Consider the following 24,380-nt stretch of genomic DNA (forward strand, 5'->3'; position numbering starts at 1 on the left):
CTGGTACGCATCAACACAAGCACCGGCGACGGGGTGCAGATGTGGCTCATCTGACGCATGGCACTCCGGTTCTGGCCACCGATCAACCAAGTCGTTATCGACCACTTTGCCATACCAGTCGACACCCAAGCCGGTCGATCTGGTGTTTGGCTTGATCCAGTTGACATGGATTTAGCCCCCAAAGCGCAGTGCCCCATGTACCTGAACTGACAAAACGTACAGAAATTGACCCGAGAGGTTTCCAACACCTCAGCATAGAAAATTGCCGATTACCGGACACGAGGCCGGATCATTCCCTTAACTGCAGGCCAATGGTTGGGAAACAGGTTCAATTTTTCCGGCTTTCCATCGTCCAGATAGGAGTATTCAAGCGCGATAAACTCTTCAAATAGTCGAACCTGGTTGTCCAGCAGAAACGTGGATGCAGGGTCCAGATTTTGTATTACTGCCAGTCCCGTTGGTGCGGTTCCTATCGTGTGTATTAAAAGGTCCTGGCGGTACTTCTTGAGCAGCACAATCAATCGCCAAACATCACCACTCCAGCGACTGGAGCGTGGCTCGCGCCCGGCGGACTCCTCGTCCAAAGGATAGCAATCGTGGATGAGTATCACGGAATCCGGTCTGCAACACCGCTCAATGTTGGCAAAGTCACGCATGGCAAATTCAAACTGGTGCATGCCATCAATGAAAGCCAAATCGACGCTTCGTTGACCCAGTTCTGAAGCCAGGTCATGGCTTTCAAAAAAGCTATCGCTGGTCATCTTGAAAACATGCATATTCGGTTCAAGCTTCCAGTCGATTTTCGGATCCGGATCAATGCCAACAATCGACTTTGCTGACTTGGCCAACCGAAGTGACGCTCCTTCAAATATACCGATCTCTACATAAGTCCGCGGTTTGAGATGCCCAATAATGCGGGTGAGAACATCAAAATAGTAGTCCCCCGGCAACCGTAATTGCGTCAGCAAAAAAAATGCCGCCACAGAGGCCGGATCCAACTGCCGCGCCAACTGGCACGATTCCAACGCCCTGGAGTTATCGCCCAGCATGCGCCAGCAGAGTGCAATTTCGAAGTGGCATCCCGCTTGATCCGCCTGAAGTTCCAGCGCTGAAGCCGCTTCAAGATCAATGAGCGCTCCCTGTGGGTCATTTAGCAAACGTTTCACCGCACCCCGAAGCATCAATGCGCTGGCATTTTGGGGGCTACGTCTAAGCAAGGCGTCCAGCGTTTCGTGGGCAGACTGAAACTTCAAAAGCTGCACGAGTGACTGTGCAAAATCGAGTTCCTTTTGATCGCGACTCGCTTTGCTCGTGAACAGATTTCTGAAAAAACTAGCCAGCATATAACTCCAAATAGCTACGCGTTAGGGGCCTGAATGCCCCACTTGGCCATTGCCTCATCATCGCTCACGCGCGCATCCACCCAGCGGGAGCCGGTAGGTGTCTGTTCCTTTTTCCAAAACGGCGCCTGGGTTTTGAGGTAGTCCATCAAAAATTCACAGGCCTGGAAGCTCTCGCCCCGGTGCGCGGAAGTCACAGCCACCAACACAATTTGATCCATTGGGTGCAGCAGACCCACGCGATGAATAACGCGGGCACCAAAGATATTGAATCGTTGCTGCGCTGCGTCGATCATGGCTTCGATGGACTTCTCGGTCATGCCGGGGTAGTGCTCCAGTTCCATGGATTGAATGATGCCGCTAGAGTCGCCGCCAGCCTGGTGTCGGTCGCGCACTGTGCCCACAAACATGCAGATGGCGCCAACCCGGTGATCATTCGCACGCAAACCGGCTAGTTCAGCAGATACGTCAAAGTCTGCCGTCTGGATCGCCACACGATTTCGAGCGTGCATAGCATCAGCCTCCGGTCACCGGGGGAAAGAACGCAACTTCGGCGCCGTCTGACAGTGGCGCCGATTCGTCGCTTAGCACCTGGTTGAGTGCCAGACGAACCGACTTGCCGCGCGCCAGGGCTTCAGCGTAGACGCCGCCTCGGGCAATGAGGCTGTCGCGCAGTTCTGCCAAGTTGGATGCTGTGGTGTCGAGCGATTCCGTGCCCTGGCCTAGGCCCTCGCGAATGGAAGCAAAGTATTTGATGTGGACTTTCATGCCAACAACTCCGAAAACGGTACAAAGCGCACCGTGTCACCCGGCGCGATGGCGCAACCCGGTGGATTGTCAATCAGGCCATCGCCCCAAACGGCTGAGGTCAGCACACCTGAGCTTTGGTTGGAGAACAGTTCCAGGCCACCGTCTGCATTGCGGCGAACCCGCAGGAACTCGCGGCGTTTATCAGGCCTCGCCCACGTGAAATTTGCTTGTGCAGCTATTGCTTTCATAGCAACTCGGTTGACACCTTGCAACCGCAACAGAAAAGGCCGCACCAGCACCAAAAAGGTAACAAAGCTGGCTACCGGGTTGCCCGGCAAGCCCATAAAGTGGGCATCGCCAATGCTTCCATATGCAAAGGGCTTGCCCGGCTTGATGGCAATCTGCCACAGGTCCAGCGTGCCCAGGGACTGCACGGCAGGTTTGATGTGGTCTTCTTCGCCTACCGATACGCCGCCACTGGTCAGAATCAGGTCGTGGCCCTTTGCCGCCTGACGCAAGGCCTGTATCGTGGCATCGCGGTGATCGGGGACGATACCCAGATCAGTCACCACACAGCCCAGTCGGCGCAGCAGCGCAATCAAAAAGTACCGGTTGGAGTTGTAGATGGCCCCGGGTGGCATGTCCTGTGGCGCCACAGCGCCGGGCATGACCAACTCGTTTCCAGTGGAAAACAGCGCCACGCGCGGGCGGCGCGCCACCTTCAATGCGGCCATGCCAATGCTGGCGGCCAGGCCCAGTTCGGCCGGGCCCAGGCGCTGGCCACGGGACAGCACGACGTCGCTGCGGGCCACATCCTCGCCAGCGCGACGGATATTTTGACCCGCTTTGGGCAAGCTGTTGACTTGTACCTGGCCCAGGTCCCCGTCCGCAACTGGCAATGCCGTGCAGTCTTCCTGCATGATCACAGCATCTGCGCCAGCCGGCACAGGCGCGCCGGTGAAGATGCGTGCTGCGGTGCCCGCCAGCAGCGGTTGGGCATTGGCACCGGCTGGAATGCGTTGTGAAATGCCCAAGGTCACGCCGGGCGCGGTGGCGTCCGCGCAGCGCAGCGCGTAGCCGTCCATGGCACTGTTGTCCAGCGGCGGCACATGCAACTCTGACACCACGTCTTGGGCAAGCACCCGGCCATCGGCCTCACCCACCGCAACCGACTCGGTGGCGTCCAAAGGTGTGGCATGCGCCATTAGCTGGATCAACGCATCATCGAGTGGCAACAGCGGGGGGCGTGGCGGATGGGGCATGCAGAGACTCCGAAATGCTACTCAATTAATAGCTACTTACGTATATTCCACGAGGGCTAGAGGCCATTTTTTACTAAACAATTTGGCATTCGCGGGCAATCAGCGCTTTGATGGCAACCACGTCGGCATCCATCACCAGCACGCGCTTGGGCAAGGCCTCTATGCCGTCAAACTTGGCAGGCCGATCCGGTTCGCGGCCCAGCGCTTCGACAATGGTTTCGGCAAACTTGATGGGCAGCGCCGTTTCCAACACGATCATCGGTACACCGGGCGTGCGGTGTTCATGTGCTACTTTCAAGCCATCAGCCGTGTGGGTGTCGATCACCAAGGCGTGCTGGTTCCAGGTCGCGCGGATCGTGTCCAGGCGGTTGGCATGCGTACTCTTGCCGCTGACAAAGCCATAGCGCTCGGCACAGTGAACAAAGGCGGGGTCGGCGCTCAAATCAAAGCGGCCGGTCTTGGCCAACTGCGGGCCAAACAACGCAGCAGTGCGGGCGCCGTCACGGCCCAGCAGATCGAACACAAAACGCTCGAAGTTGCTGGCTTTGGAGATATCCATTGATGGGCTGGAGGTTTCGTGTGTGTCGGCGCTGCCACGTACACGGTAGACGCCGGTGCGGAAGAACTCATCCAGCACATCGTTTTCGTTGGTGGCCACTACCAGCGTGTGAATGGGCAGACCCATCATGCGCGCCACATGACCGGCACACACATTGCCGAAGTTGCCGGAGGGCACGGTGAAACTGACCTTCTTCGGCAATTCGCCGGAGTTGCTGCCGACAAGGGCATCGCGAGGGCCAAGGGGCTTCGCCGGCGGCGGCTCGGTAGCCTGGAGATAGCCGGCAAAGTAGTACACCACCTGGGCCAACAGACGCGCCCAGTTGATGGAGTTAACCGTGCCAATCTTGTACTTGCGCTTGAACTCCAGATCGTTCGAGACGGCCTTGACCATGTCCTGGCAATCGTCAAACACACCCTTGACGGCGATGTTGTGGATGTTGGCATCCATCAGGCTGAACATTTGCGCTTGCTGAAAAGCGCTCATACGGCCGTGGGGGCTGGTCATGAAGACGCGCACGCCCTTCTTGCCGCGCATGGCGTACTCGGCCGCGCTGCCGGTGTCGCCACTGGTGGCGCCCAAAATATTCAACTCTTCGCCACGGCGGGCCAGCTCGTACTCGAACAGGTTGCCCAGCAACTGCATGGCCATGTCCTTGAAGGCCAGCGTGGGGCCGTTGGACAGGGCTTCGAGGTACAGGCCCGGCTCGTCGGCAGCGGGGGCTTCCAAAGTTTTGAGCGGCACGATTTGCGGCGTGCCAAATACTTCTTCGGTATAGGTCTTCTGGCAAATCGCCTTCAGGTCGGCCGCTGGGATATCGTCAATAAAGAGCGACAAAATCTCAAACGCCAGATCGGCATAGCCACCGCTCGCGCCCTTGCGGAAAGTGCGGCGCAGGCGTTGCAACGCTGTTGCGTCAATCTGCGGGTAAGTTTCGGGCAAATACAAGCCGCCATCCGGCGCCAGGCCTTCGAGCAGAATTTCACAGAAGCGCTTGCCCTCGACCGATGCGGGATTGGCGGAGCGGGTAGATAGGTAGCGCATCAGGCCAACTCTTCCTTGCGGATGCGCACGATGGGCTGCAGCACCGTGGGCAGGGACTGCATCATCGCAAGCGCTTCGTTCATCTTGGATTCGGTGCAATCGTGCGTCAGGATGATGAGGTCGGTTTGCGGCACGGCGGCGGCGCCAGGCTCGCCGCCCACTTCGTCGGCCTCGCGCTGCAACACGGCGTCAATGCTAATGTTGACCGCCGCCAAAATGCCAGTGACCTTGGCCAGCACACCGGCCTCATCGGCCACACGCAGACGCAGGTAGTAGCTGGTGACCACGTCGCCCATGGGCAGCACGGGCAAGTTGCCCATGGCCTTGTCAAAGGTATGGGGCTGAAAGGCCAGGTGGGGCACGCGGTTGGCGGCATCCACGGTGTGCAGGCGGGTGATGTCCACCAGGTCAGCAATGACCGCACTGGCGGTGGGTTCGGCGCCGGCGCCCTTGCCGTAGTACAGTGTGGTGCCCACGGCGTCGCCCTGCACCATAACGGCGTTCATGGCGCCTTCGACGTTGGCAATCAGGCGCTTGGCCGGAATCAGGCAGGGGTGCACGCGTAACTCAATCCCTTCGGGGCGGCGCTTGGTGATGCCCAGCAGCTTGATGCGGTAGCCCAGTTGTTCGGCGTATTTGATGTCGCCCGCGCCCAGCTGGGTAATGCCTTCCACATAGGCCTTGTCAAACTGCACCGGAATACCAAAAGCAATGGCCGACATGATGGTGGCCTTGTGGGCGGCATCCACGCCTTGGATGTCGAAAGTGGGATCAGTCTCGGCATAGCCCAGACGTTGTGCTTCTTTCAGCACCACGCAGAAGTCCAGGCCCTTGTCGCGCATCTCGCTCAAGATGAAGTTGGTGGTGCCGTTGATAATGCCGGCAATCCACTGGATGCGGTTGGCGGTCAGGCCTTCGCGCAGGGCCTTGATGATCGGAATTCCACCGGCCACAGCGGCCTCAAACGCCACCATCACGCCCTTGGCTGACGCAGCGGCAAAAATTTCGGTACCGTGTACGGCCAGCAGGGCCTTGTTGGCGGTCACTACGTGTTTGCCCGCCGCAATGGCTTCCATCACCAGTGTCTTGGCAATGCCATAGCCGCCAATGAGTTCAATGACGATGTCGATATCGGGGTTGGCTATGATGGCGCGCGCATCGTTGACCACCGTGACGCCCTCGCCTACGATCGATTGGGCGCGCGCCACATCCAAATCCGCCACCATCGTGATTTCAATACCGCGGCCAGCGCGGCGCTGAATTTCTTCCTGGTTGCGCTTGAGTACATTGAAAGTGCCGGCGCCGACGACGCCGATGCCCAGCAGGCCTACTTGGATGGGTTTCATAATTCTCTCAATGTGTTGGGGACAGAGCTTGCCGCTTTGCGACTGCGGTCTGTCCTGAAAAGTCTAAAAACAAGTTCCAGCCCTCGTAAAATATACGTGAGCCGCTATCAAACTAATAGTAAATCAGTTGCTGTGGCGTTTACGGTACTGTTCCAGAAACTTGGCCACACGGCCAATGGCCTCGCGTAGATCGTCCTCATGGGGCAAAAACACGATGCGGAAATGGTCTGGCTCTGACCAATTGAAGCCGGTGCCCTGCACCAGCATCACCCGGGTTTCCTGCAGCAGCTCCAGAAAGAACTGCTGGTCATCGGCAATCGGGTAGAGCGCTGGGTCCAGACGCGGAAACATGTACAACGCCGCTGAGGGCTTCACACAGGTCACTCCAGGAATGGCGGTGATCAGTTCATAGGCCAGGTCACGCTGGCGGCGCAGGCGTCCGCCTTCTCCCACCAGTTCGTTGATGCTTTGGTGGCCGCCCAGCGCCGTTTGAATGGCCCACTGACCCGGCACGTTGGAGCAAAGGCGCATGTTCGAGAGCATGTTGAGGCCTTCGATGTAGTCTGTAGCCGGACGTTTGTCGCCCGAGACCACCATCCAGCCCGCGCGGTAGCCGCACGAGCGGTAGCTTTTGGACAGCGAGTTAAAGGTGAGCGTCAGCACGTCTTCGCTCAGCGACGCGATGGCGGTGTGCTTGGCGCCGTCGTACAGCACCTTGTCATAGACCTCATCGGCAAGATCACCAGACCGTGCTTGCGGGCGATTTCAATAATGGCCAGCAGCAGCGCGTCTGAATACAGGGCGCCTGTGGGGTTGTTGGGATTGATGACCACGATGCCCTTGGTGCGCGGCGTGATCTTGGCGCGGATGTCGTCCAGATTGGGCATCCAGCCGTTGGCCTCGTCGCACAAGTAATGCACCGGTGTGGCGCCCGAGAGGCTGACCGCAGCCGTCCACAGCGGGTAGTCGGGGGCGGGCAACAACAACTCATCGCCATCGTCAAGCAGACCGTTGGTGGCCATGACGATCAACTCGCTGGCGCCGTTGCCCAGGTAAATGTCATCCAGGGTCACGCCGTTGATGCCCTGCCTTTGTGTTTCGTGCATCACCGCCTTGCGCGCAGCAAAAATGCCCTTGCTGTCCGAATAACCCGCCGAGTTGGGCAGGTTGCGGATCATGTCCTGCTGGATTTCCTCGGGTGAGTCAAAGCCGAACACCGCCAGGTTGCCGATGTTGAGCTTGATGATCTTGTGGCCTTCTTCCTCCATCTGCCGCGCACGGTCCATGATGGGGCCGCGAATGTCGTAACAGACGTTGGCCAGCTTGGCCGATTTTTGAATAGTTCTCAAAAGTCCCTCCAAAAGTCAGGATCACAGGGCGAAACCTATAATTTGACCACAGTTCCGCTCCAGATTAGTGCAGTGCAGCATTCAATTTCCTCCGAAACCGCTCCATGAAATTTCAGCCCGATCCGATTCAATCATCGTCCGTGACCGCTTATGGCCCCGGATGGGTGACCGTCAACGGGCAAAACTTCACCAGCAACCTGGTCATCAGCACTGAGTCAGCACCCTATTTGTGGGAGTGCGCCCGATTTGAAGACTTGCAAATCAGCCACTTCGAGCGGCTGGCCGAACTGTCACCGGAACTGGTGATCTTCGGAACAGGAGAGCGAATTCGCTTTGCGCATCCCAGTTTGCTGCAATGCCTGTACGCCCGAGGCATTGGTGTGGAGACCATGGGAACACCGGCTGCATGCCGCACGTATAACTTCCTGGCAGGAGAAGACCGAAAGGTCGTTGCGGCCCTTTTGTTGTAAGCAAGGGTTGTACTGGGAAACCCTGAGTACATTTCAGAGTAAAATCTTGGGTTGCAGTCGGGGCAAACCCAAACGCTGTCACGTTTGATTCCCCCAACTTAGACTGACACATCCAGAACGCGAGACCAAAAGTACCTATGGCGATTGTTGTCAACAAACCCCTCCCTGAATTTGAAGCCAACGCAACCAGTGGCATCAAGGTCAGTAATACCACCCACGTCGGCAAGACCATGGTTTTGTACTTCTACCCGAAGGACAATACTCCAGGTTGCACCACAGAGGCCATGCAATTCCGCGACAAGTACAAAGATTTTGTCAAGGCGGGTGCCACCGTGTTTGGCGTGTCCCGGGACAACATGAAGTCCCATGACGAGTTCAAAGCCAAGCTGGAACTCCCGTTCGAGCTGATTGCCGACACCGAAGAAAAAATGTGCCACATGTTCGGTGTGGTCAAAAACAAGATCATGTACGGTAAAAAGGTCAAGGGCATTGAACGCAGCACCTTCCTGGTTGGCGCCGATGGCATGCTCAAGGAAGAATGGCGCGGCCTGAAAGTCCCTGGTCATGTGGACGATGTGCTCAAGGCCGTAAAGGCGTTAAAAAAGGCGGCCTGATTGCGCAACGTTGTTTTGGCACACGCCAGGCTGGCAGTGTCAAAGGGCTCATGCATAATGACCCAATGCCGTTGACCACCGCAACCGCGCTCCATCAAAAAGCCGCCTTGGCTCAGGGCGGCTTTTTTACTTTTGCGATACATCGCTACCCTTCTTTCCTATCCGTGAGCCCCATCCATGCCATTGCCCCCTGCCCCCACCAAACCCGCTGACCGACTCCCCGCCAAGGCATTTGCACCCTCTGCACGCGCAATCAGCCGTCCTGCAGCCAAATCCCAAGTGCCTGAAATAGCTTCAGTCAGCATGGCGCAGAGAACTGACAGCGCCAAGCGCTCAGCCAAAGAAGCTCCACGTCGGGCCCGAGCCAGTTTGCTCAGCCCCGAACCGGATGCGCCCCAGGTTGTCGTTGCTGCGCCGGTTAGCGTCGAACCCGCCACCCGCACCACCACGCGGCCGCGCAAATCCGTATCAACCGGGCCCGCCAAACTGTTTGTGCTGGATACCAATGTGCTGCTGCACGACCCCATGTCGCTGTTCCGGTTTGAAGAACACGACATCTACCTGCCCATGATCGTGCTCGAAGAGCTTGATGGTCATAAAAAAGGCATGACCGAGGTGGCCCGCAATGCCCGCCAGACCAGCCGCACGCTCGATGCCCTGGCTGCGGCCCCCGGCGCCGACATTGCTGCCGGATTCCAGTTGTCCAGCACGGGCCACCGTGATGCACGCGGCAAACTGCTGTTCCAGACCCAACCTCTGGACTACTCCTTGCCCACCAGCCTGCCCCAGGGCAAGGCGGACAACCAGATTCTGGGCGTGGTTGAGGCCCTGCGAAAGGCCATGACCCCACGCGAGGTGGTGCTGGTGTCCAAGGACATCAATATGCGGGTCAAGGCCCGTGCCCTGGGCCTGGCCACTGACGACTACCAGAACGACAAGACGCTGGAAGATGGCGACCTGCTGTACTCCGGCGCCATGGCCTTGCCTACCGACTTCTGGGCCACGCACGGCCAGACCGTGGAGAGTTGGCAGCAAGGGCCGCACACCTTCTACAAAATCAACGGGCCCGTGGTTCCCAGCCTGCAAATCAACCAGTTCGTGTTTTTTGAATCACCCGGTGAGCCCAGCCTGTACGCACGCGTCACCGAAATACGTGACAACACGGCGGTCATCAAGACCCTTCGGGATTTCAACCACTTGAAGAACGCGGTGTGGGGCATCACCACCCGCAACCGCGAGCAGAACTTTGCCATGAACCTGTTGATGGACCCAGAGGTGGACTTTGTAACCCTCACCGGCACCGCTGGCACTGGCAAGACCCTGATGGCCTTGGCCGCTGGCCTGACGCAGGTTCTGGAAGATCGCCGCTACACCGAGATCATCGTCACCCGCGCCACCGTGAGCGTGGGCGAAGACATCGGCTTCCTGCCCGGAACGGAGGAAGAAAAGATGGGCCCATGGATGGGCGCGCTCGACGACAACCTCGAAGTACTGGGCAAGACCGACACCAGCGCCGGCGAATGGGGCCGCGCGGCCACCAGCGAGCTGATTCGCAGCCGCATCAAGATCAAGAGCATGAACTTCATGCGTGGACGAACCTTCATGAACAAGTACGTCATCATTGACGAAGCGCAAAACCTCACGCCCAAGCAGATGAAGACCCTAATCACCCGGGCCGGCCCCGGCACCAAGATCATCTGTATGGGCAACCTGGCCCAGATCGACACGCCCTATCTGACCGAAGGCTCGTCAGGCCTGACCTTTGCCGTGGACCGCTTCAAGGGCTGGCCGCACGGCGGACACATCACGCTGGCGCGCGGTGAGCGTTCGCGCTTGGCGGATTTTGCAAGTGAAGTACTCTAATTCTTGCGGGTCAGACCACTCGCGAACCGATGTGCTCTGACCCCAACTGATTGGCCAACTGATTAGTAGTCTCCCCCGTCGCTGTACGCCAGGTTTTCAAACTTGGTGTGCTGGCGAAGGAAGGCCAGCTTGACGGTTCCGGTGGGGCCGTTACGCTGCTTGGCAATGATGATCTCGGCCACGCCCGGCTCTTTGCACAACTCTTTGGTGTAGTACTCGTCACGGTAGATGAACATGATGATGTCGGCATCCTGCTCGATAGCGCCGGACTCACGCAAGTCACTCATCATGGGGCGCTTATCGGGACGCTGCTCCACGCTGCGGTTGAGCTGCGACAGGGCAATCACCGGACACTTCAGTTCACGGGCCAGCATTTTCAAGCCCCGGGATATCTCACCCAGCTCGGTGGCGCGGTTTTCACCGTCGCTACCCGAGCCGCTCATGAGCTGCAAATAGTCCACTACGATCAGACCCAACTGCCCGCACTGGCGCGCCAGACGCCGTGCGTTGGCACGCAGCTCGCTGGAGGTCAAACCCGCACTCTCATCAATGTGCAGGGATACCGTGCGCAGCTTCTCGATGGCTTCTGACAGGCGCGGCCACTCCTCATCGGTGAGCTTGCCGGTGCGCAAATGGCTCTGGTCGATACGACCAATGGATCCCACGATACGCACCGCCAACTGAGCAGCCCCCATTTCCATGGAGAATACCGCCACCGGCAAGCCTTCATTCAAAGCAACGTGCTCGGCAATGTTGATGGCCAGCGCGGTCTTGCCCATGGATGGGCGTGCGGCCAGCACAATCAGATCACCCGCTTGGAGGCCAGCGGTCAAGCGGTCCAGGGTGTAGAAGCCTGTTGGTACACCGGTCACATCATTGGGGTTGTCTGCCATTTCCTGCACACGGTCCAGCAGATTGACCACAAGCGAGTCCATGCCCTGAAAGCCACGGTTGTTGCGTTTGCCCTGCTCGCCAATGTTGAAAATCTTTTGTTCCGACTCATCAACAATCTCCGCCACGGGGCGCCCCTTGGGGTTGAACGCGTTGGTGGCAATCTCGTCGCTGGCTGTCACCAATTTGCGCAGCAGAGAACGGTCCCGCACGATCTCCGCGTAGCGGCGGATGTTGCTGGCGCTGGGCACGTATTGCGCGAGGGAATTCAGGTAGGCCAAGCCCCCTACTTCATCAGCCCTGCCCTGGTTCTGCAGGTGCTCGAATACCGTGATCACGTCCGCCGGTTTGCTGACGTTAACCAGCGTGCCAATGGCAGCATAAATCAGGCGGTGCTCATAACGGTAAAAGTCGCCATCGGACAGAATGTCGCCCACCCGATCCCACGCTGCGTTGTCCAGCAACAAGCCCCCCAGCACGCTGGATTCACCCTCAATGGAATGGGGTGGCACGCGCAACTGGGCAATTTGACGGTCTGTACCGTATTCGTCGAGAGCGGAAATCACTGCGGACATGGAATACCCAGGTTGTTCAATGAATAGCCTTTGATGCTACGCGGCCCCCGGCTGGGTGTCGAGTGAATGCCTGGGCACAAGCCGGGAAAAACGTGTGTACAAGCTGTGGGAATCACGGGACAAGTTCAAGCCCCAAAAAGAAAAGCCGCAAGGGCGAACCCAAGCGGCTTTGGCTGTTGCCAGCGCTGGGTGATCAGGCAGTTTCGCCGTACACCGACACGTTAACGTCCACCACCACATCGGTGTGCAGGGCCACGGCCACCGTGCTGTCGCTGACGGTCTTGATCGGACCGTTGGGCATACGGATCTGTGACTTGACAACCTTGTAGCCGTTCTTGACCAGCTCTTCAGCAATATCAGAGTTGGTAACGGAGCCGAACAAACGACCATCCACACCGGCCTTTTGGGTCAGCTTGATGGTGGTACCACCGAGCTTTTCGCCCAAAGCCTGGCACTCGGCCAGCTTGGCAGCGGCGGCTTTTTCCAGCTCAGCGCGACGGGCTTCGAAGGCAGCCTTGGCCGCTTCGGTGGCACGGCGGGCGCGGCCTTGTGGAATCAGGAAATTACGTGCGTAGCCGTCCTTGACCTTGACGATATCGCCCAGGTTACCCAGGTTGACGACCTTGTCGAGCAGAATGATTTGCATGGGTCGTACTCCTTAGATCTTGTGCTGGTCGCTGTAAGGCAGCATCGCCAGGAAGCGAGCGCGCTTGATAGCGGTGTTCAGTTGGCGCTGGAAAATAGCGCGGGTGCCGGTCAGGCGTGCGGGAATGATCTTGCCGTTTTCGGCAATGAAATCACGCAGGGTGTCGATGTCTTTGTAGTCGATCTCTTCGACGCCAGTCACCGTGAAGCGGCAGAAGCGCTTGCGCTTGAACAGCAGGTTTTGTGCGGGACGCTTGGGACGCTTGTCTTTGTTGAATTTTTTGAACGTGGCCATTAGGGCCTCCTGAAAAAATTAATCTTGCAAAAATTCTTGAATATGGAAAACGATACTTTTGCCGTGGCGGGCGTTGCCCAGAAAACCCTGGAACCTCCAGACACTGCCGATAGCCTGCTTTGCAAGCCGCTCAGCCAGTGCGCCGAAAGCCACTGCTTTCACTGCCACCTTGATTTGTCTGGCCTGACCTGCTTCCTGTGTTTCAGACTCGTGTTCGAGCTGCAGGTTCAGGGCGGGGACTCCAGCGGGCGTGTAGCGCATAGCATCCAGCTGTGCAATACAGGCGCTCAAAACAAGGGTGTTGGCAGGCACTCCGTCAGCAAAAATAAGCTTTACGCGTTGTATTCAGCCTGTTGGGACTTGCGCGTTTCTTCGCGCTCGACGGTCTTCATCATGGAGGAAGGGCCGGTGTCAGCCTTCTTCTTCAACACGGTCAGGTGGCGAAGAACGGCATCGTTGAACTTGAACGCGTGTTCCAGCTCAGACATCACAGCCTGATCGGCTTCGATGTTGACGCACAGGTAGTGGGCCTTTGCAAGCTTGTTGATCATGTAGACCATCTGACGACGGCCCCAGTCTTCCACGCGGTGGATTTTTCCACCGCCGGCAGTGATCATGCCCTTGTAGCGCTCCAGCATGGCTGGAACCTGTTCGCTCTGATCCGGATGGATCATGAGAATGATTTCGTAGTGACGCATTGATACTCCTTTTGGATATCCCGATTTTTGAAACTCTTCGGGGAAAGATAAGCTACCCTCCGCGTCGAAAGGAGGTGCAGCAAGGCGAAAGCCCTCGATTATAGCCCAATCTATCGAGACGACAAACAGTGTGCGATGCCCGCGCTAGGCGGGGTTGCGTCCTTCATGCGTCAGCAGGCTGACGAGCACGGTAACCGCGAAGCCCGCCAGCACACCGAAAACGCCAGCCGACACCGGTTGAATCCCCCACCAAAGTCCGTCACCCATCAGTCCAAGAGCCCCGCGCACGGAAGGCATGTTGATGGCCATGTAGTAAAGGGTGACACCCAGCCCGGTCAGCATGCCACTCACGGCTCCCATGCGCGTGCAGCTTTTCCAGAAAATACCCAGCGTCATGGCCGGCACAAACGCTGCGCCCGCCAGCGAAAACGAGGTCGACACCAGGTACAGAATGCCAGCGGGGCGTTGTGCCGCCACATAAGCGGCGATCAAGGCCACGACCAACAGTGCAAATTTGGACCACATGACCCTGCGCATGGCTTGGGCCTTGTCACTGTCACCTTCAAAATAGACGTCGTGGGCCATGGCATTGCCAATGGTGAGCAGCAAACCATCGGCCGTGCTGAGCGCGGCAGCCAACCCACCCGCTGCCACCAACACCGACACCACATATGGCAGTCCGCCGATTTCTGGCGTGGCCAACATGATCAAGTCTGGCCCCATGCGCAGCTCGGCAAACTGCAGGATATGGTCGCCATTTACGTCAGATACCGTCAACAAGCTGGGGTCGCGCGCCCACTGCGCCACCCAGGACGGCAAGCTGTCAAACGGCTGACCTACCAAGTGGGCCATGACCTCGTACTTGACCAGCACCGCCAACGCTGGCGCCAACAAGTAGAGCAAAGCGATGAAGAACAAGGACCATGCGACCGACGTGCGGGCCTCGGCCACAGTGGGGGTGGTGTAGTAACGCGTCAGCAAATGGGGCAGACCGGCTGTGCCCACCATCAGACAAAACATCAAGGCCAGAAAGTTCAAACGGGAATTTTCAAACTCAGCCTTCTGCTCGGGTGTGCCGTCCGGGTCTCCGCTAAAGGGCGTGGAGTGCGCCGGCATTCCGCCCAGTGGCTTGGCCATTGCCAGGTTGTCTGCCGCCGCGCGGCTCCATTGCTCCCGGGCAGTCTTGGCGTCCTTGGGCATGATCGCGAGCTCATGCCGCAGCGCGATGGCATGCTCATCGTCAGCCTTCATATCACCCAAGGCGCGTAACTGGCGCCGCAACTCCTGCCGATCGTTCTGCAAGGAGCCCTCCACATCCAGCAGCTTTTTCTCAAAGTTGCGGGCTCTACGGGCGTACTCCTCAATCACCTCGTGCTCGGCCGGCGAGTCAATTAACTGGTGCTCCATGGCCGCAATCTTCTGCAATTGCTGGCCATAAACCAGGGGCGCCAGGGGATTGCCAACCTGCTTGTAAGACAACCAGGACACCGGGATCAGAAAGGCCAGGATGATGACCACATACTGCGTGACCTGGGTCCAGGTCACTGCCCGCATACCGCCCAGAAAACGCCGCAGGTAGGGCGCAACCAGCAAAGCCACCAAACAAAAACCTCCCGTCCACCCCATCACGTAGGCGAGGCCACCGGCCTGCCCACCCGAACCGGAAAAACCCTGCAAGTACAGCCCGCCGGCCATGCTGATGAAAGACGCCGCACTCATCCAGTCGGCAGCTGTGGCCATACCGTTGTACATCGCTGGAATCCGCCGACCCGCCACGTAGTATTCGGAGGCGTCGGCGGTGCGGCCATAGACGCCCATCGCGGCATACATCACCAGTGTGGAAAAGAGAAAAATGCCGGCCACCCACACCTTGGGCAGACCAAACTGTTCGGCTACGGCCAGCCCCAGCAGAAATAGCACCAGACACAGCACATACCAGCCAAAACGGCGGTGCAGTTTGCTTTTATAGGCGGAATAACCCACCGTATCAAAGCCCGGAACCGACCCGTCTCGCCGATTGGCGACCCAAGCAAAAACGGCCACGATGCCGATAAAAACCAGCACCGAACCCTGTGCTGCGATCCAGAAATCGACCGGCCAGCTGGCCACGACCATCTGCAAGTCCCGGGCATAGAACGCAGCACCAAAAGAAACCAAAAACCACAGTGTCAGCAGGCCCGCATGCAGGCGCCAACGGTGTGTGGCCGTCGGTAGCGTCATGGGGTGGCGAGTTTCTGCCAGGTTGCGATCACGGAATCCGGATTCAACGATATCGAAGAGATGCCCTCACCCACCAGCCACTGGGCAAAGTCGGTATGGTCGCTAGGGCCCTGGCCGCAAATACCGATGTACTTGCCCTGCTTGAGGCACGCCGCAATGGCCAGACTAATCAGCGCCTTGACGGCCGGATCCCGTTCGTCAAAGTCTGCTGCCAGCAGCTCAAGCCCTGAATCGCGGTCCAGCCCCAGAGTGAGCTGGGTGAGGTCGTTGGAGCCGATCGAGAAGCCATCAAAGTATTCCAGGAACTGCTCCGCCAGAATAGCGTTGCTGGGAATCTCGCACATCATCACCAGCTTGAGCGCGTTCTCGCCGCGCTTGAGGCCGTGGCGACCCAAGAGCTCGGTGACCTTTTTGGCTTGTCCCAGCGTACGCACAAACGGCACCATGACCTGCACATTGATCAGTCCCATGTCGTTGCGCACACGCTTCAAGGCTTCGCATTCCATGGCGAAGGCCTCGCCAAACTCGGTGCTCACATAGCGCGCCGCGCCGCGAAAGCCCAGCATGGGGTTTTCTTCTTCGGGCTCGTATCGGCTGCCACCAATCAACTTGCGGTATTCATTGCTCTTGAAGTCCGACAGACGCACGATGACCGGCTTGGGCCAGAAAGCCGCAGCGATCGTGGCGACACCTTCGGCCACCTTGTCCACGTAAAAAGCGCGCGGGGAAGCATGACCACGGGCCACGGATTCGACGGCCTTCTTCAAGTCGGCATCCACATTGGGGTAGTCCAGGATGGCCTTGGGGTGTACGCCAATGTTGTTGTTGATGATGAACTCCAAACGCGCCAGCCCTACGCCTTCATTGGGCAACTGACAGAAGTCAAAGGCCAACTGCGGGTTCCCCACGTTCATCATGATCTTGACCGGGCTCTCGGGCATGGTGCCGCGTTTCACTTCGGTCACTTCGGTTTCGAGCAGGCCATCGTAGATAAAGCCGGTATCACCCTGGGCGCAGCTCACTGTCACCAGCATGCCGTCTTTGAGTCGCTCGGTGGCGTCGCCGCAGCCCACGACGGCGGGAATGCCCAGCTCACGGGCAATGATAGCGGCGTGGCAGGTGCGTCCCCCCCGGTTGGTGATGATGGCCGCAGCGCGCTTCATGACGGGCTCCCAATTGGGGTCGGTCATGTCGGTGACCAGAATGTCGCCAGCTTGCACCTTGTCCATCTCGCTGATGTTGTGCACGATGCGCACCGGGCCGGTGCCAATTTTCTGGCCAATGGCACGGCCTTCTACCAGCACGGCGCCGGATTCCTTGAGCTTGTAGCGGTACTCGGCATGGTTGGCAGCCTGGCTCTTCACGGTTTCCGGGCGGGCCTGCAAAATATAGAGTTGGCCATCCAACCCGTCCTTGCCCCATTCAATATCCATGGCGCGGCCATAGTGCTCTTCAATCACCAGCGCGTAGTTGGCCAGTTGCTCAACATCGGCGTCGCTTAGGGAATATCGGTTGCGCAGTTCGGCCGGCACATCGATGGTTTTGACCAGCTTGCCGCTGTCCGTTTTTTCCTGTGCCGTGGTGAACTGCATTTGCAGCAACTTGGAGCCCAGGTTGCGGCGGATGACGGCGCGCTTGCCCGCCTTGAGCATGGGCTTGTGCACATAGAACTCGTCCGGGTTGACGGCACCTTGCACCACGGTTTCACCCAGCCCGTAGCTGGAGGTAATGAACACCACTTGGTCAAAGCCGGATTCGGTGTCGATGGTGAACATCACGCCGGCCGCGCCCAAATCGGAGCGCACCATGCGCTGGATGCCGGCACTGAGCGCCACCACGTCATGGGCAAACCCCTTGTGTACGCGGTAGCTGATGGCACGGTCGTTGTAGAGGGAGGCAAACACCTCGTGAATCTTGTTCAGGATGTCGTCGATGCCATGCACGTTCAAAAAGGTTTCCTGCTGGCCGGCGAAAGATGCGTCGGGCAGGTCTTCAGCGGTGGCCGAGGAGCGCACCGCAAAAGTAGCGTCCGCATTGCCGGCGCTCAGAGTGGCAAACGCTTCGCGTATGCCCTGCTCCAGTGCGGGCGGAAATGGCTGCACTTCCACCAGGGCGCGGATTTCGGCACCCACCAGCGCCAAGTTACGCACGTCTTCTATGTCCAGCGCCCTGAGCTTGTCGCTGATCTTCTGAGCAAGTCCACCAAATTTGAGAAATTCCCGGAAGGCATACGCCGTGGTGGCAAAACCGGTGGGCACTTTAACGCCGGTCGGCAGATGGGAAATCATCTCCCCCAGACTGGCGTTCTTGCCGCCGACCGACTCGACGTCGGTCATGCGCAGATTCTCGAACGGGACGACCAGATCGGTCGGGTTGAACAGGGTTGACATGGTCAGAAGCTCCGGAAGTGAAAAACCGTTTGGCTACCCCCGGCACCGGCACACGCCCGCCAGGTCTGCAGCGATCACACCCAATTTACCCTCTGTTGTTGCTATTCGGAGTGCTTGGGAATGAGAAAATGCGTCAATTGCTACCATTGTAGGGGCCACACTCCCCTGTCGGCGCAGTCTGTTACAGACCCGCGCTTGCATTTCACTGACAACCTGGCGACCACCACCATGACCCACCGCACTGTTTTCTTCGTCTCTGACGGCACCGGCATCACCGCCGAAACCTTTGGCAACGCCATCCTGGCCCAGTTCGAGACCAAGGCCCGCCACGTGCGCTTGCCGTTTTGCGACACGGTGGACAAAGCCCACCAGGCCGTGCGCCAGATCAACCATTCTGCGGTGGTGGACGGCTACCGGCCCATCGTATTCACCACCCTGGTCAACATGGAGGTACTCAAGGTCATCCAGGAAGGCTGCCAGGGCATGCTGCTGGACATGTTTGGCACCTTTGTGCGCCCGCTGGAACAGGAGTTTCAGCTCAAGTCCAACCACCGCATTGGCCGCTTCAGTGACGCCAGCAAGAGCAAGGAATACCAGAGCCGCATTGAGGCCATCAACTTCTCGCTGGCCCACGACGACGGCCAGATGAACCGCGACCTGGAGCATTCCGACGTGATTCTGGTGGGAGTGAGCCGCAGCGGGAAAACACCCACCTCGCTGTACCTGGCCATGCAATACGGGCTCAAAGCCTCCAACTACCCGCTGATTCCCGAAGATTTCGAGCGCCGCCAGTTGCCCCCAGCCCTGGTGCCGCACAAGGCCAAGATTTTTGGCTTGAGCATCCAGCCCGAGCGTCTGAGCGAGATCCGCAACGAACGCCGCCCCAACTCCAAATACGCCTCGCTGGAGAACTGCCGCATGGAGATAAACGAAGCCGAAGCCATGATGCGGCGCACCGGCATCCGCTGGCTGTCCACCACCACCAAATCCATCGAAGAAATCGCCACCACCATCCTGCAGGAAATCCATCCTGATCGGTTGGTGTATTGAGCGAACCGCGCCGCAGGAGCGGCGCCTCATGGTTAGCTACTAGATTAATAGCGGTCTATGTATATTCGACGAGGGCTAGATGCCAATTTTGCACTTAAACATTGGTGCTATTTCACCCTTCAAATTGTTCAACTGCACCCGGGCGACGTAGCATTTTGTTGACTCCGTCCAGATGCATTTCTTCTTGCACGATCATTTCCCGCGCGTACTCAGATGTTCAACGGATAGGAAATTCAACGGCATGAGGCGAAGTATTGCACTTGTTTTGGGGTTCCAGGCGCTGTGGGCCTGCGCAGTTTGAACTCTCGCAGCCTGCCCCACAGCGTGAGCGAAACCGCTGTCTGCACCCCTAGCAGTTGATGTGCTGATCGACTTCGCAGTCAGGTGTCGGTTGTGCTGCCAGATCCCACTCCGATCCGATCTAGCTGCCCTCACCCGCCTGCGCATCGCAGTCATCCCACAGCGGCGGCCCGCGTGCCGGGGTGATGTGTGGCGCCTCAGAAGTAGTGTTGGTAGGACAAAGGGAGCTGCAGCTCTGTTTGCGTATTCCAGTTGAATCTACCGCCATGAACGGACATTCGGCGAGCAACGGTTCGTAGGAAAGCAGTCGACCAAGAGAAGCGACTATGGTTCTATCTACAGGTGGAAATCGCCCGCAGCTTCCGGCTGGTAAAGGACTTTCTCAATCCGGATATGGCGGGTTCGGTCATTGATGCGCCAGTCGAACGCATCGCCCTCCTTGTACCCCAGGATCGCCATGCCAACGCCTGAGCAAATCGACAGTTTTCCGGCGCTGTCGTCCGCGTCGTCTGGGTAGACCAGCGAAACTTCTATGCCCTCATCGTCCAGCTGCACCAAAACCCTGGAGTTCATCGTGACGACATCTTGTGCCATGTCGCGCGGATCGACGACGATGGCTCGCTCAATCTCGTGCTCCAGCTCGAAAATATCGGGCGCCTGCTCGAACGCGAGCAAGCTCAAGAGCCTGTCTTTGTCGACTTCGGTGATGTGGATGTCAGTGACGTAATCCGCCGGGATTTCGCGCAGAAGCCGCAGATACCGCTCCGAGGTCAAAGCAAAAGACATCAGAGTCGGCGTCTGGCTTTCCAGGAGGAAGCCACAGTGCTCAAAGGCTTTCACCGAACGTAGGTTTTCCGCGTGAATTTTGGCGATGAGTCTGTCGGCGCGCATGTCGAAGAAAGCGAGCTTCATGCCTTCGCGGATGGTGCTGACCCCGAGCTTGCGCCCCCAGTTGTCGCGGTTGCCGATGACCAGAACCATTTCGCAGTCCGGGCCTGACTTGACGAGCCGCACAAAACCCACGGGCACGTCACGCCGGTCGTAGGCCATAAAGAAACGGCCACCCTGATTGAACAAATGGGTCAGGATCGGCAACTGGACCCGTCCGACGACCTGTTCAATAAAGCGGGAGACATGGCGCGAATCGCTCAGGTAGCGGGTGACGTCTTCGTCCTCCAACCAGTCCATGAGATTAAGCGCGTGTGCCCGGGTGATCTCGGGGCACAGAGAAATGAAAGGCTTGGTCATCTTCACCACTTTTGGCTGTAAGAATGAAAGCCCTTCATGGCAGCAGCCACGACGGTTCTTTCGATAAGGCGAGTATTTTAAGGCAACCAGCGTACGGGCATTGGTGACCTGCCCCTTCCGCCCTGCCATGTGAATTACTATTATTTTCGTAGCGGGCCACGTATATTTGACGAGGGCTAGGTTTCAATTTTCCTCAAAAGCTCTAGCCAAACTCACTCTTGAAAAGGCTCCATGGCACCCGGGCGGCGCAGCATTTTGTTAACTTCGTCCAGATGCATTTCTTCCTGCACAATCATTTCCCGGGCATATTCCTCCAGCAGCACGGACTTGCCTTCCGACAGCTTGAGCAGGTCGTAGTAGGCCCCCAGAGCACCCTTCTCGTGCTCCAGGCTTTCGCGCAGGATGTCGCCTATATCGTGCTTCTCGGTCTCCAGCAAGGCTCCAATCTTGAGCGAAGGGTGGCCACCGAGCAGGGTAACCATTTCACCGGCCTTGTGCGCATGGCCCAGGCTTTCCTCGGCATTGGCTTTAAGCCAGGACACGATGGGAATACGGTTGTAGCCGTACACCATCAGTGAGTAATGGGTGTACTTCACCACACCCGCTAATTCCAGCTCCATGACACGGTTGAGTGCGTCAATGGCAGTTTGGTTCTTTGCTTGTTCCACACAGTGCTCCTGTTAGGTTTGGCCGTTGCCCTGCCTCTATTTGGTCAAAATCAGTTTGCCCTGGGATGTTTGGCGCAAACGGTAGACCGCGCCGTTGTGTTCAATTTCGATTTCCTGGGCACCTTGCAAGATGGCATGGCTTGTAAGGCGCTGGACGCCGGCGGGCAACGCACACGCCACCCGCGAAGTTTGCGGTGGTGGTGCCTGCGCGGGTTCTGCTGCGGTCACGGATGGGGCTTTTGAGTTTGTCATGGGGCCACGTCGTTAGAACCACCCGCCAGGGCAAGTCGCTGACACGCTGCCGACGCACCAACCCAGTGCAAAAAATCATGTTTCTTCATTTTCAGCTCCGAAAAGTACAAGTCTATTGTAAATAACAACGATTCGCATTTAGAATTACGGCATTCTTTTTCGCAAGCCACACCGCCCTGGGGTCCAACCACCTGCGGATTCAGCCAGCCAACAACCCTGACCGAGTCGCACCATGACCCCACACCAAACATTTAAGCAAAATTCGCCTCTAGCCCTCGTGAAATCTACACAGGTAGCTACCAATTCAATAGTAAAAACTGGTGTACACCTGCCGCTGGGTGCCCTGCTGTTGATGGGTTCGCTCAGCGCCATGGCGCAGACCAGCGCACCCGACACCGCAAAGACTCTCAAGCCCGTCGTCATCAAAGAGCGGGCCGAGGCACCCGAGGGCAAAGACGCCTTGCGCGCCACCACCACCACCATCGGCAAGGGCACGCAGGCCCTGCGGGACATTCCCCAGTCCATCACTGTGGTCACCGAGAAGTTGCTGGATGACCGCAACCTGGACACCCTCAAAGACGTGCTGCACAACACGGCCGGGGTTACCTTCCAGGCAGCAGAAGGCGGTGAGGAAGACATACGCCTGCGCGGCTTCTCGCTGGCCACCACGGGTGACATCTTTGTAGACGGCATGCGCGACCCGGCGTTTTATGACCGCGACACCTTCAACAACGACCGCATCGAGTTGCTGCGCGGCTCGGCCTCCATGTTGTTTGGCCGTGGCTCCACGGGTGGTGCGGTCAACCAGGTGTCCAAGGTGCCGCGGGCCATGACCGAAAACGAAGTCAGCACCACCCTGGGCAGCTTCAACTACCGACGCATCACTGGTGACTTCAACATCCACACCGGCGAAGATGCGGCCCTGCGCATCAACGCGATGGCGACCAAGGCCGACAACAATGGCGCAGGCAGCAGCATCGATAAAAAAGGCATTGCTGGCGCCTACCGTTTTGGCATTGGTACATCCGACGAGTTCACACTGGCCTTGTACGCCCTACAGAACGACAACGGCATGAACTACGGTATGCCCTGGATCAAGCCCACTGCCAGCGCACCGGTATCCAGCACCACGGTCAACAACAAGCTCGACCCCAGCGCCTACTTTGGCATGGCCAGCGACTACAACAACGGCAGTGCCAAGTACCTGACGCTGAGCCATCTGCACCGCTTTGCAGACGACAGCGAACTCAAAACCATGGTCCGCAAGGGTAGCTACGACCGCGACCAACGCGCCGGCACCGTGCGCTTTTGCCAGCGCACCACCAACGCCGCTAACGTGGTGAGCAACCCCCAGTGCCCTACTGCAACGGTTGCTCTGGATACCTTCGGCCCGTCCACCATCCTCAACCGGGGCAACAACGCCAAGAACCAGGATCTGGATTCGCTATACGCCCAAACTGACTACAGCCAAAAGTTGACCGCCTGGGGCGTCAAACACGAGGTGATGGCCGGCCTGGACTTTGCCCGCGAGGCCAAGAACGTGTATGCCGCCTCCGCAGTCACCAAACCTCAAACTCTGGCGGGTACGCCTTTTGATGGGATGGCCATCAATGAAGCGGCACGCACGGTGTTGCGTTCCAGCGCCTTTGAGGCACAGAACCTGGGCGTCTACGCCCAGGACATGGTGCACGTGGCCCAGAACTGGAAGGTGTTGGGCGGCCTGCGCTATGACAGCATGCGCGGCAACTTTGACAGCATCGCAACCACTGGCGCAGCCGTTGGCGCGATCAATTCATCCTACGCCCAAACCATTGGCGACTGGAGCCAGCGCCTGGGCGTGCTGTTCCAGCCCAACGAACTGCAATCGTTCCACTTTTCCTGGGGTACTTCGTTCAACACCTCGGCCGACACCTACTCCTACAGCGCGCTGAGCGCCAACACGCCGCCCGAGCAAAGCAACAACATTGAATTGGGTGCCAAGCTGGACTCAGCCGACAAACGCTTTACCACCCGCTTGGCGGTTTTCCAGTCCACCAAGTTCAACGAACGCAACACCGACCCCGACTCTTCTGCAGAAGCCTTCCTGCTCTCGGGCAAGCGCCACAGCAGTGGTTTTGAGATCGACGTTACCGGCCACCTCACACCCAAGTGGGAGGTGTTTGGCTCGTATATGTGGTTGCCCGACGCCGTGATTGACATTGCCTCGCCCACCGCAGCGGCTGGGGATCGCCAGGGCGAGCGTCCCGCGCTGACGCCCGTGCACAGCGGTACGGTGTGGACCACTTACCAAATTGACGCCCAATGGCGCATCGGCGCGGGTGTCAACTTTCGCAGTGAGCAGTCCGCCAACCGCAACCCGGGCTGGATGGCACCAGGATTTACCACGGTGGATGTGATGACCGAATACACCTTCAACGACCGCGTCTCGCTCAAGGGCAACGTCAGCAACATCGGCAATGTGGTCTACGCCGACGCGCTCTACACCGGGCACTACATTCCCGGCGCGGGACGCAATGCCCAGCTCACGCTCAACCTCAAGTTTTAACCAACT

General features: G+C 58.3%; 21 protein-coding genes and 1 pseudogene. 5 read left to right on the forward strand and 17 right to left on the reverse strand.

Annotated features, from left to right (window positions below; translation table 11 throughout):
• Nucleotides 1-269: 269 nt before the first annotated feature.
• From IPI80_RS13615 to IPI80_RS13645, 7 genes and pseudogenes are all read right to left on the reverse strand, one after another.
• Nucleotides 270-1,343, reverse strand: a complete 1,074-nt coding sequence (locus IPI80_RS13615) for a class I SAM-dependent methyltransferase (RefSeq protein WP_413860960.1) — start codon at nt 1,341-1,343, stop codon at nt 270-272.
• Nucleotides 1,344-1,357: 14 nt separating this feature from the next.
• Nucleotides 1,358-1,852, reverse strand: a complete 495-nt coding sequence (locus tag IPI80_RS13620) for a molybdenum cofactor biosynthesis protein MoaE (RefSeq protein WP_413860962.1) — start codon at nt 1,850-1,852, stop codon at nt 1,358-1,360.
• A gap of 4 nt (nt 1,853-1,856) precedes the next feature.
• Complete coding sequence (gene moaD, locus IPI80_RS13625; protein WP_413860964.1) at nt 1,857-2,108, reverse strand: molybdopterin converting factor subunit 1; 252 nt, start codon at nt 2,106-2,108, stop codon at nt 1,857-1,859.
• Nucleotides 2,105-3,352, reverse strand: coding sequence for a gephyrin-like molybdotransferase Glp (gene glp, locus IPI80_RS13630; protein ID WP_413860966.1), 1,248 nt, complete (start codon nt 3,350-3,352; stop codon nt 2,105-2,107). The genes moaD and glp overlap by 4 nt, the downstream gene beginning before the upstream one ends.
• Nucleotides 3,353-3,425: 73 nt before the next feature.
• Nucleotides 3,426-4,955, reverse strand: a complete 1,530-nt coding sequence (gene thrC / locus IPI80_RS13635) for a threonine synthase (RefSeq protein WP_413860968.1) — start codon at nt 4,953-4,955, stop codon at nt 3,426-3,428.
• Nucleotides 4,955-6,301, reverse strand: a complete 1,347-nt coding sequence (locus IPI80_RS13640) for a homoserine dehydrogenase (protein WP_413860970.1) — start codon at nt 6,299-6,301, stop codon at nt 4,955-4,957. The genes thrC and IPI80_RS13640 overlap by 1 nt, the downstream gene beginning before the upstream one ends.
• A 123-nt stretch (nt 6,302-6,424) precedes the next feature.
• A pseudogene (locus IPI80_RS13645) lies at nt 6,425-7,650 on the reverse strand (pyridoxal phosphate-dependent aminotransferase).
• A gap of 104 nt (nt 7,651-7,754) precedes the next feature.
• On the opposite strand from IPI80_RS13645, the gene IPI80_RS13650 reads away from it, so the two are divergent.
• From IPI80_RS13650 to IPI80_RS13660, 3 genes are all read left to right on the forward strand, one after another.
• On the forward strand, nt 7,755-8,120 hold the full coding sequence (locus tag IPI80_RS13650; protein ID WP_413860972.1) for an Mth938-like domain-containing protein: 366 nt from the start codon (nt 7,755-7,757) through the stop codon (nt 8,118-8,120).
• Between the two features lie 137 nt (nt 8,121-8,257).
• Nucleotides 8,258-8,734, forward strand: coding sequence for a peroxiredoxin (locus IPI80_RS13655; RefSeq protein ID WP_413860974.1), 477 nt, complete (start codon nt 8,258-8,260; stop codon nt 8,732-8,734).
• Nucleotides 8,735-8,911: 177 nt separating this feature from the next.
• The gene (locus tag IPI80_RS13660) at nt 8,912-10,597 is read left to right on the forward strand and encodes a PhoH family protein (RefSeq protein ID WP_413860976.1); all 1,686 of its coding nucleotides are present in this window, start codon (nt 8,912-8,914) and stop codon (nt 10,595-10,597) included.
• 62 nt (nt 10,598-10,659) lie between these two features.
• Here IPI80_RS13660 and dnaB read toward each other — a convergent pair whose 3' ends face one another.
• The 7 genes from dnaB to ppsA all read right to left on the reverse strand — a co-directional run bounded on the left by dnaB (nt 10,660) and on the right by ppsA (nt 18,311).
• Nucleotides 10,660-12,063 (reverse strand): replicative DNA helicase, encoded by a 1,404-nt coding sequence (gene dnaB / locus IPI80_RS13665; protein WP_413860978.1) that lies wholly within the window; start codon nt 12,061-12,063, stop codon nt 10,660-10,662.
• Nucleotides 12,064-12,256: 193 nt separating this feature from the next.
• The gene (gene rplI, locus IPI80_RS13670) at nt 12,257-12,709 is read right to left on the reverse strand and encodes a 50S ribosomal protein L9 (RefSeq protein WP_413860980.1); all 453 of its coding nucleotides are present in this window, start codon (nt 12,707-12,709) and stop codon (nt 12,257-12,259) included.
• 12 nt (nt 12,710-12,721) lie between these two features.
• Nucleotides 12,722-13,003, reverse strand: coding sequence for a 30S ribosomal protein S18 (gene rpsR / locus IPI80_RS13675; RefSeq protein WP_142810912.1), 282 nt, complete (start codon nt 13,001-13,003; stop codon nt 12,722-12,724).
• 18 nt (nt 13,004-13,021) lie between these two features.
• Nucleotides 13,022-13,315, reverse strand: a complete 294-nt coding sequence (priB, locus tag IPI80_RS13680; RefSeq protein ID WP_413860982.1) for a primosomal replication protein N — start codon at nt 13,313-13,315, stop codon at nt 13,022-13,024.
• Between the two features lie 20 nt (nt 13,316-13,335).
• On the reverse strand, nt 13,336-13,701 hold the full coding sequence (gene rpsF / locus IPI80_RS13685; protein ID WP_413860984.1) for a 30S ribosomal protein S6: 366 nt from the start codon (nt 13,699-13,701) through the stop codon (nt 13,336-13,338).
• A 144-nt stretch (nt 13,702-13,845) separates the two neighbouring features.
• Complete coding sequence (locus tag IPI80_RS13690) at nt 13,846-15,921, reverse strand: VC_2705 family sodium/solute symporter (protein WP_413860986.1); 2,076 nt, start codon at nt 15,919-15,921, stop codon at nt 13,846-13,848.
• On the reverse strand, nt 15,918-18,311 hold the full coding sequence (gene ppsA / locus IPI80_RS13695) for a phosphoenolpyruvate synthase (protein WP_413860988.1): 2,394 nt from the start codon (nt 18,309-18,311) through the stop codon (nt 15,918-15,920). The genes IPI80_RS13690 and ppsA overlap by 4 nt, the downstream gene beginning before the upstream one ends.
• Nucleotides 18,312-18,539: 228 nt before the next feature.
• On the opposite strand from ppsA, the gene IPI80_RS13700 reads away from it, so the two are divergent.
• Complete coding sequence (locus IPI80_RS13700) at nt 18,540-19,361, forward strand: pyruvate, water dikinase regulatory protein (protein ID WP_413861154.1); 822 nt, start codon at nt 18,540-18,542, stop codon at nt 19,359-19,361.
• A gap of 636 nt (nt 19,362-19,997) precedes the next feature.
• Here the strand turns inward: IPI80_RS13700 and IPI80_RS13705 are convergent.
• From IPI80_RS13705 to hemP, 3 genes are all read right to left on the reverse strand, one after another.
• A complete protein-coding gene (locus IPI80_RS13705; RefSeq protein WP_413861156.1) occupies nt 19,998-20,909 on the reverse strand; it encodes a GNAT family N-acetyltransferase in 912 nt (303 codons plus the stop codon).
• Between the two features lie 212 nt (nt 20,910-21,121).
• A complete protein-coding gene (locus tag IPI80_RS13710) occupies nt 21,122-21,577 on the reverse strand; it encodes a ferritin-like domain-containing protein (protein WP_413860990.1) in 456 nt (151 codons plus the stop codon).
• Between the two features lie 36 nt (nt 21,578-21,613).
• A complete protein-coding gene (gene hemP, locus IPI80_RS13715; protein ID WP_413860992.1) occupies nt 21,614-21,829 on the reverse strand; it encodes a hemin uptake protein HemP in 216 nt (71 codons plus the stop codon).
• Between the two features lie 232 nt (nt 21,830-22,061).
• Between hemP and IPI80_RS13720 the strand changes: the two genes are divergently transcribed.
• A complete protein-coding gene (locus tag IPI80_RS13720) occupies nt 22,062-24,374 on the forward strand; it encodes a TonB-dependent receptor (RefSeq protein WP_413860994.1) in 2,313 nt (770 codons plus the stop codon).
• Nucleotides 24,375-24,380: the final 6 nt, after the last annotated feature.

Origin of the sequence: Candidatus Aalborgicola defluviihabitans (genome assembly GCF_016705985.1) — a bacterium.
GTDB classification, from domain to species: domain Bacteria; phylum Pseudomonadota; class Gammaproteobacteria; order Burkholderiales; family Burkholderiaceae_C; genus Allorhodoferax; species Allorhodoferax defluviihabitans.

What these genes read in the sequence shown, in the direction of transcription:
- dnaB (WP_413860978.1), bottom strand. Translation starts at nt 12,063, where the DNA reads ATGTCCGCAGTGATTTCCGCTCTCGACGAATACGGTACAGACCGTCAA.
- IPI80_RS13640 (WP_413860970.1), bottom strand. Translation starts at nt 6,301, where the DNA reads ATGAAACCCATCCAAGTAGGCCTGCTGGGCATCGGCGTCGTCGGCGCC.
- rplI (WP_413860980.1), bottom strand. Translation starts at nt 12,709, where the DNA reads ATGCAAATCATTCTGCTCGACAAGGTCGTCAACCTGGGTAACCTGGGC.
- IPI80_RS13660 (WP_413860976.1), top strand. Translation starts at nt 8,912, where the DNA reads ATGCCATTGCCCCCTGCCCCCACCAAACCCGCTGACCGACTCCCCGCC.
- IPI80_RS13720 (WP_413860994.1), top strand. Translation starts at nt 22,062, where the DNA reads ATGACCCCACACCAAACATTTAAGCAAAATTCGCCTCTAGCCCTCGTG.
- IPI80_RS13690 (WP_413860986.1), bottom strand. Translation starts at nt 15,921, where the DNA reads ATGACGCTACCGACGGCCACACACCGTTGGCGCCTGCATGCGGGCCTG.
- IPI80_RS13650 (WP_413860972.1), top strand. Translation starts at nt 7,755, where the DNA reads ATGAAATTTCAGCCCGATCCGATTCAATCATCGTCCGTGACCGCTTAT.
- IPI80_RS13700 (WP_413861154.1), top strand. Translation starts at nt 18,540, where the DNA reads ATGACCCACCGCACTGTTTTCTTCGTCTCTGACGGCACCGGCATCACC.
- rpsR (WP_142810912.1), bottom strand. Translation starts at nt 13,003, where the DNA reads ATGGCCACGTTCAAAAAATTCAACAAAGACAAGCGTCCCAAGCGTCCC.
- rpsF (WP_413860984.1), bottom strand. Translation starts at nt 13,701, where the DNA reads ATGCGTCACTACGAAATCATTCTCATGATCCATCCGGATCAGAGCGAA.
- IPI80_RS13620 (WP_413860962.1), bottom strand. Translation starts at nt 1,852, where the DNA reads ATGCACGCTCGAAATCGTGTGGCGATCCAGACGGCAGACTTTGACGTA.
- IPI80_RS13705 (WP_413861156.1), bottom strand. Translation starts at nt 20,909, where the DNA reads ATGACCAAGCCTTTCATTTCTCTGTGCCCCGAGATCACCCGGGCACAC.
- IPI80_RS13655 (WP_413860974.1), top strand. Translation starts at nt 8,258, where the DNA reads ATGGCGATTGTTGTCAACAAACCCCTCCCTGAATTTGAAGCCAACGCA.
- thrC (WP_413860968.1), bottom strand. Translation starts at nt 4,955, where the DNA reads ATGCGCTACCTATCTACCCGCTCCGCCAATCCCGCATCGGTCGAGGGC.
- moaD (WP_413860964.1), bottom strand. Translation starts at nt 2,108, where the DNA reads ATGAAAGTCCACATCAAATACTTTGCTTCCATTCGCGAGGGCCTAGGC.
- hemP (WP_413860992.1), bottom strand. Translation starts at nt 21,829, where the DNA reads ATGACAAACTCAAAAGCCCCATCCGTGACCGCAGCAGAACCCGCGCAG.
- IPI80_RS13615 (WP_413860960.1), bottom strand. Translation starts at nt 1,343, where the DNA reads ATGCTGGCTAGTTTTTTCAGAAATCTGTTCACGAGCAAAGCGAGTCGC.
- ppsA (WP_413860988.1), bottom strand. Translation starts at nt 18,311, where the DNA reads ATGTCAACCCTGTTCAACCCGACCGATCTGGTCGTCCCGTTCGAGAAT.
- glp (WP_413860966.1), bottom strand. Translation starts at nt 3,352, where the DNA reads ATGCCCCATCCGCCACGCCCCCCGCTGTTGCCACTCGATGATGCGTTG.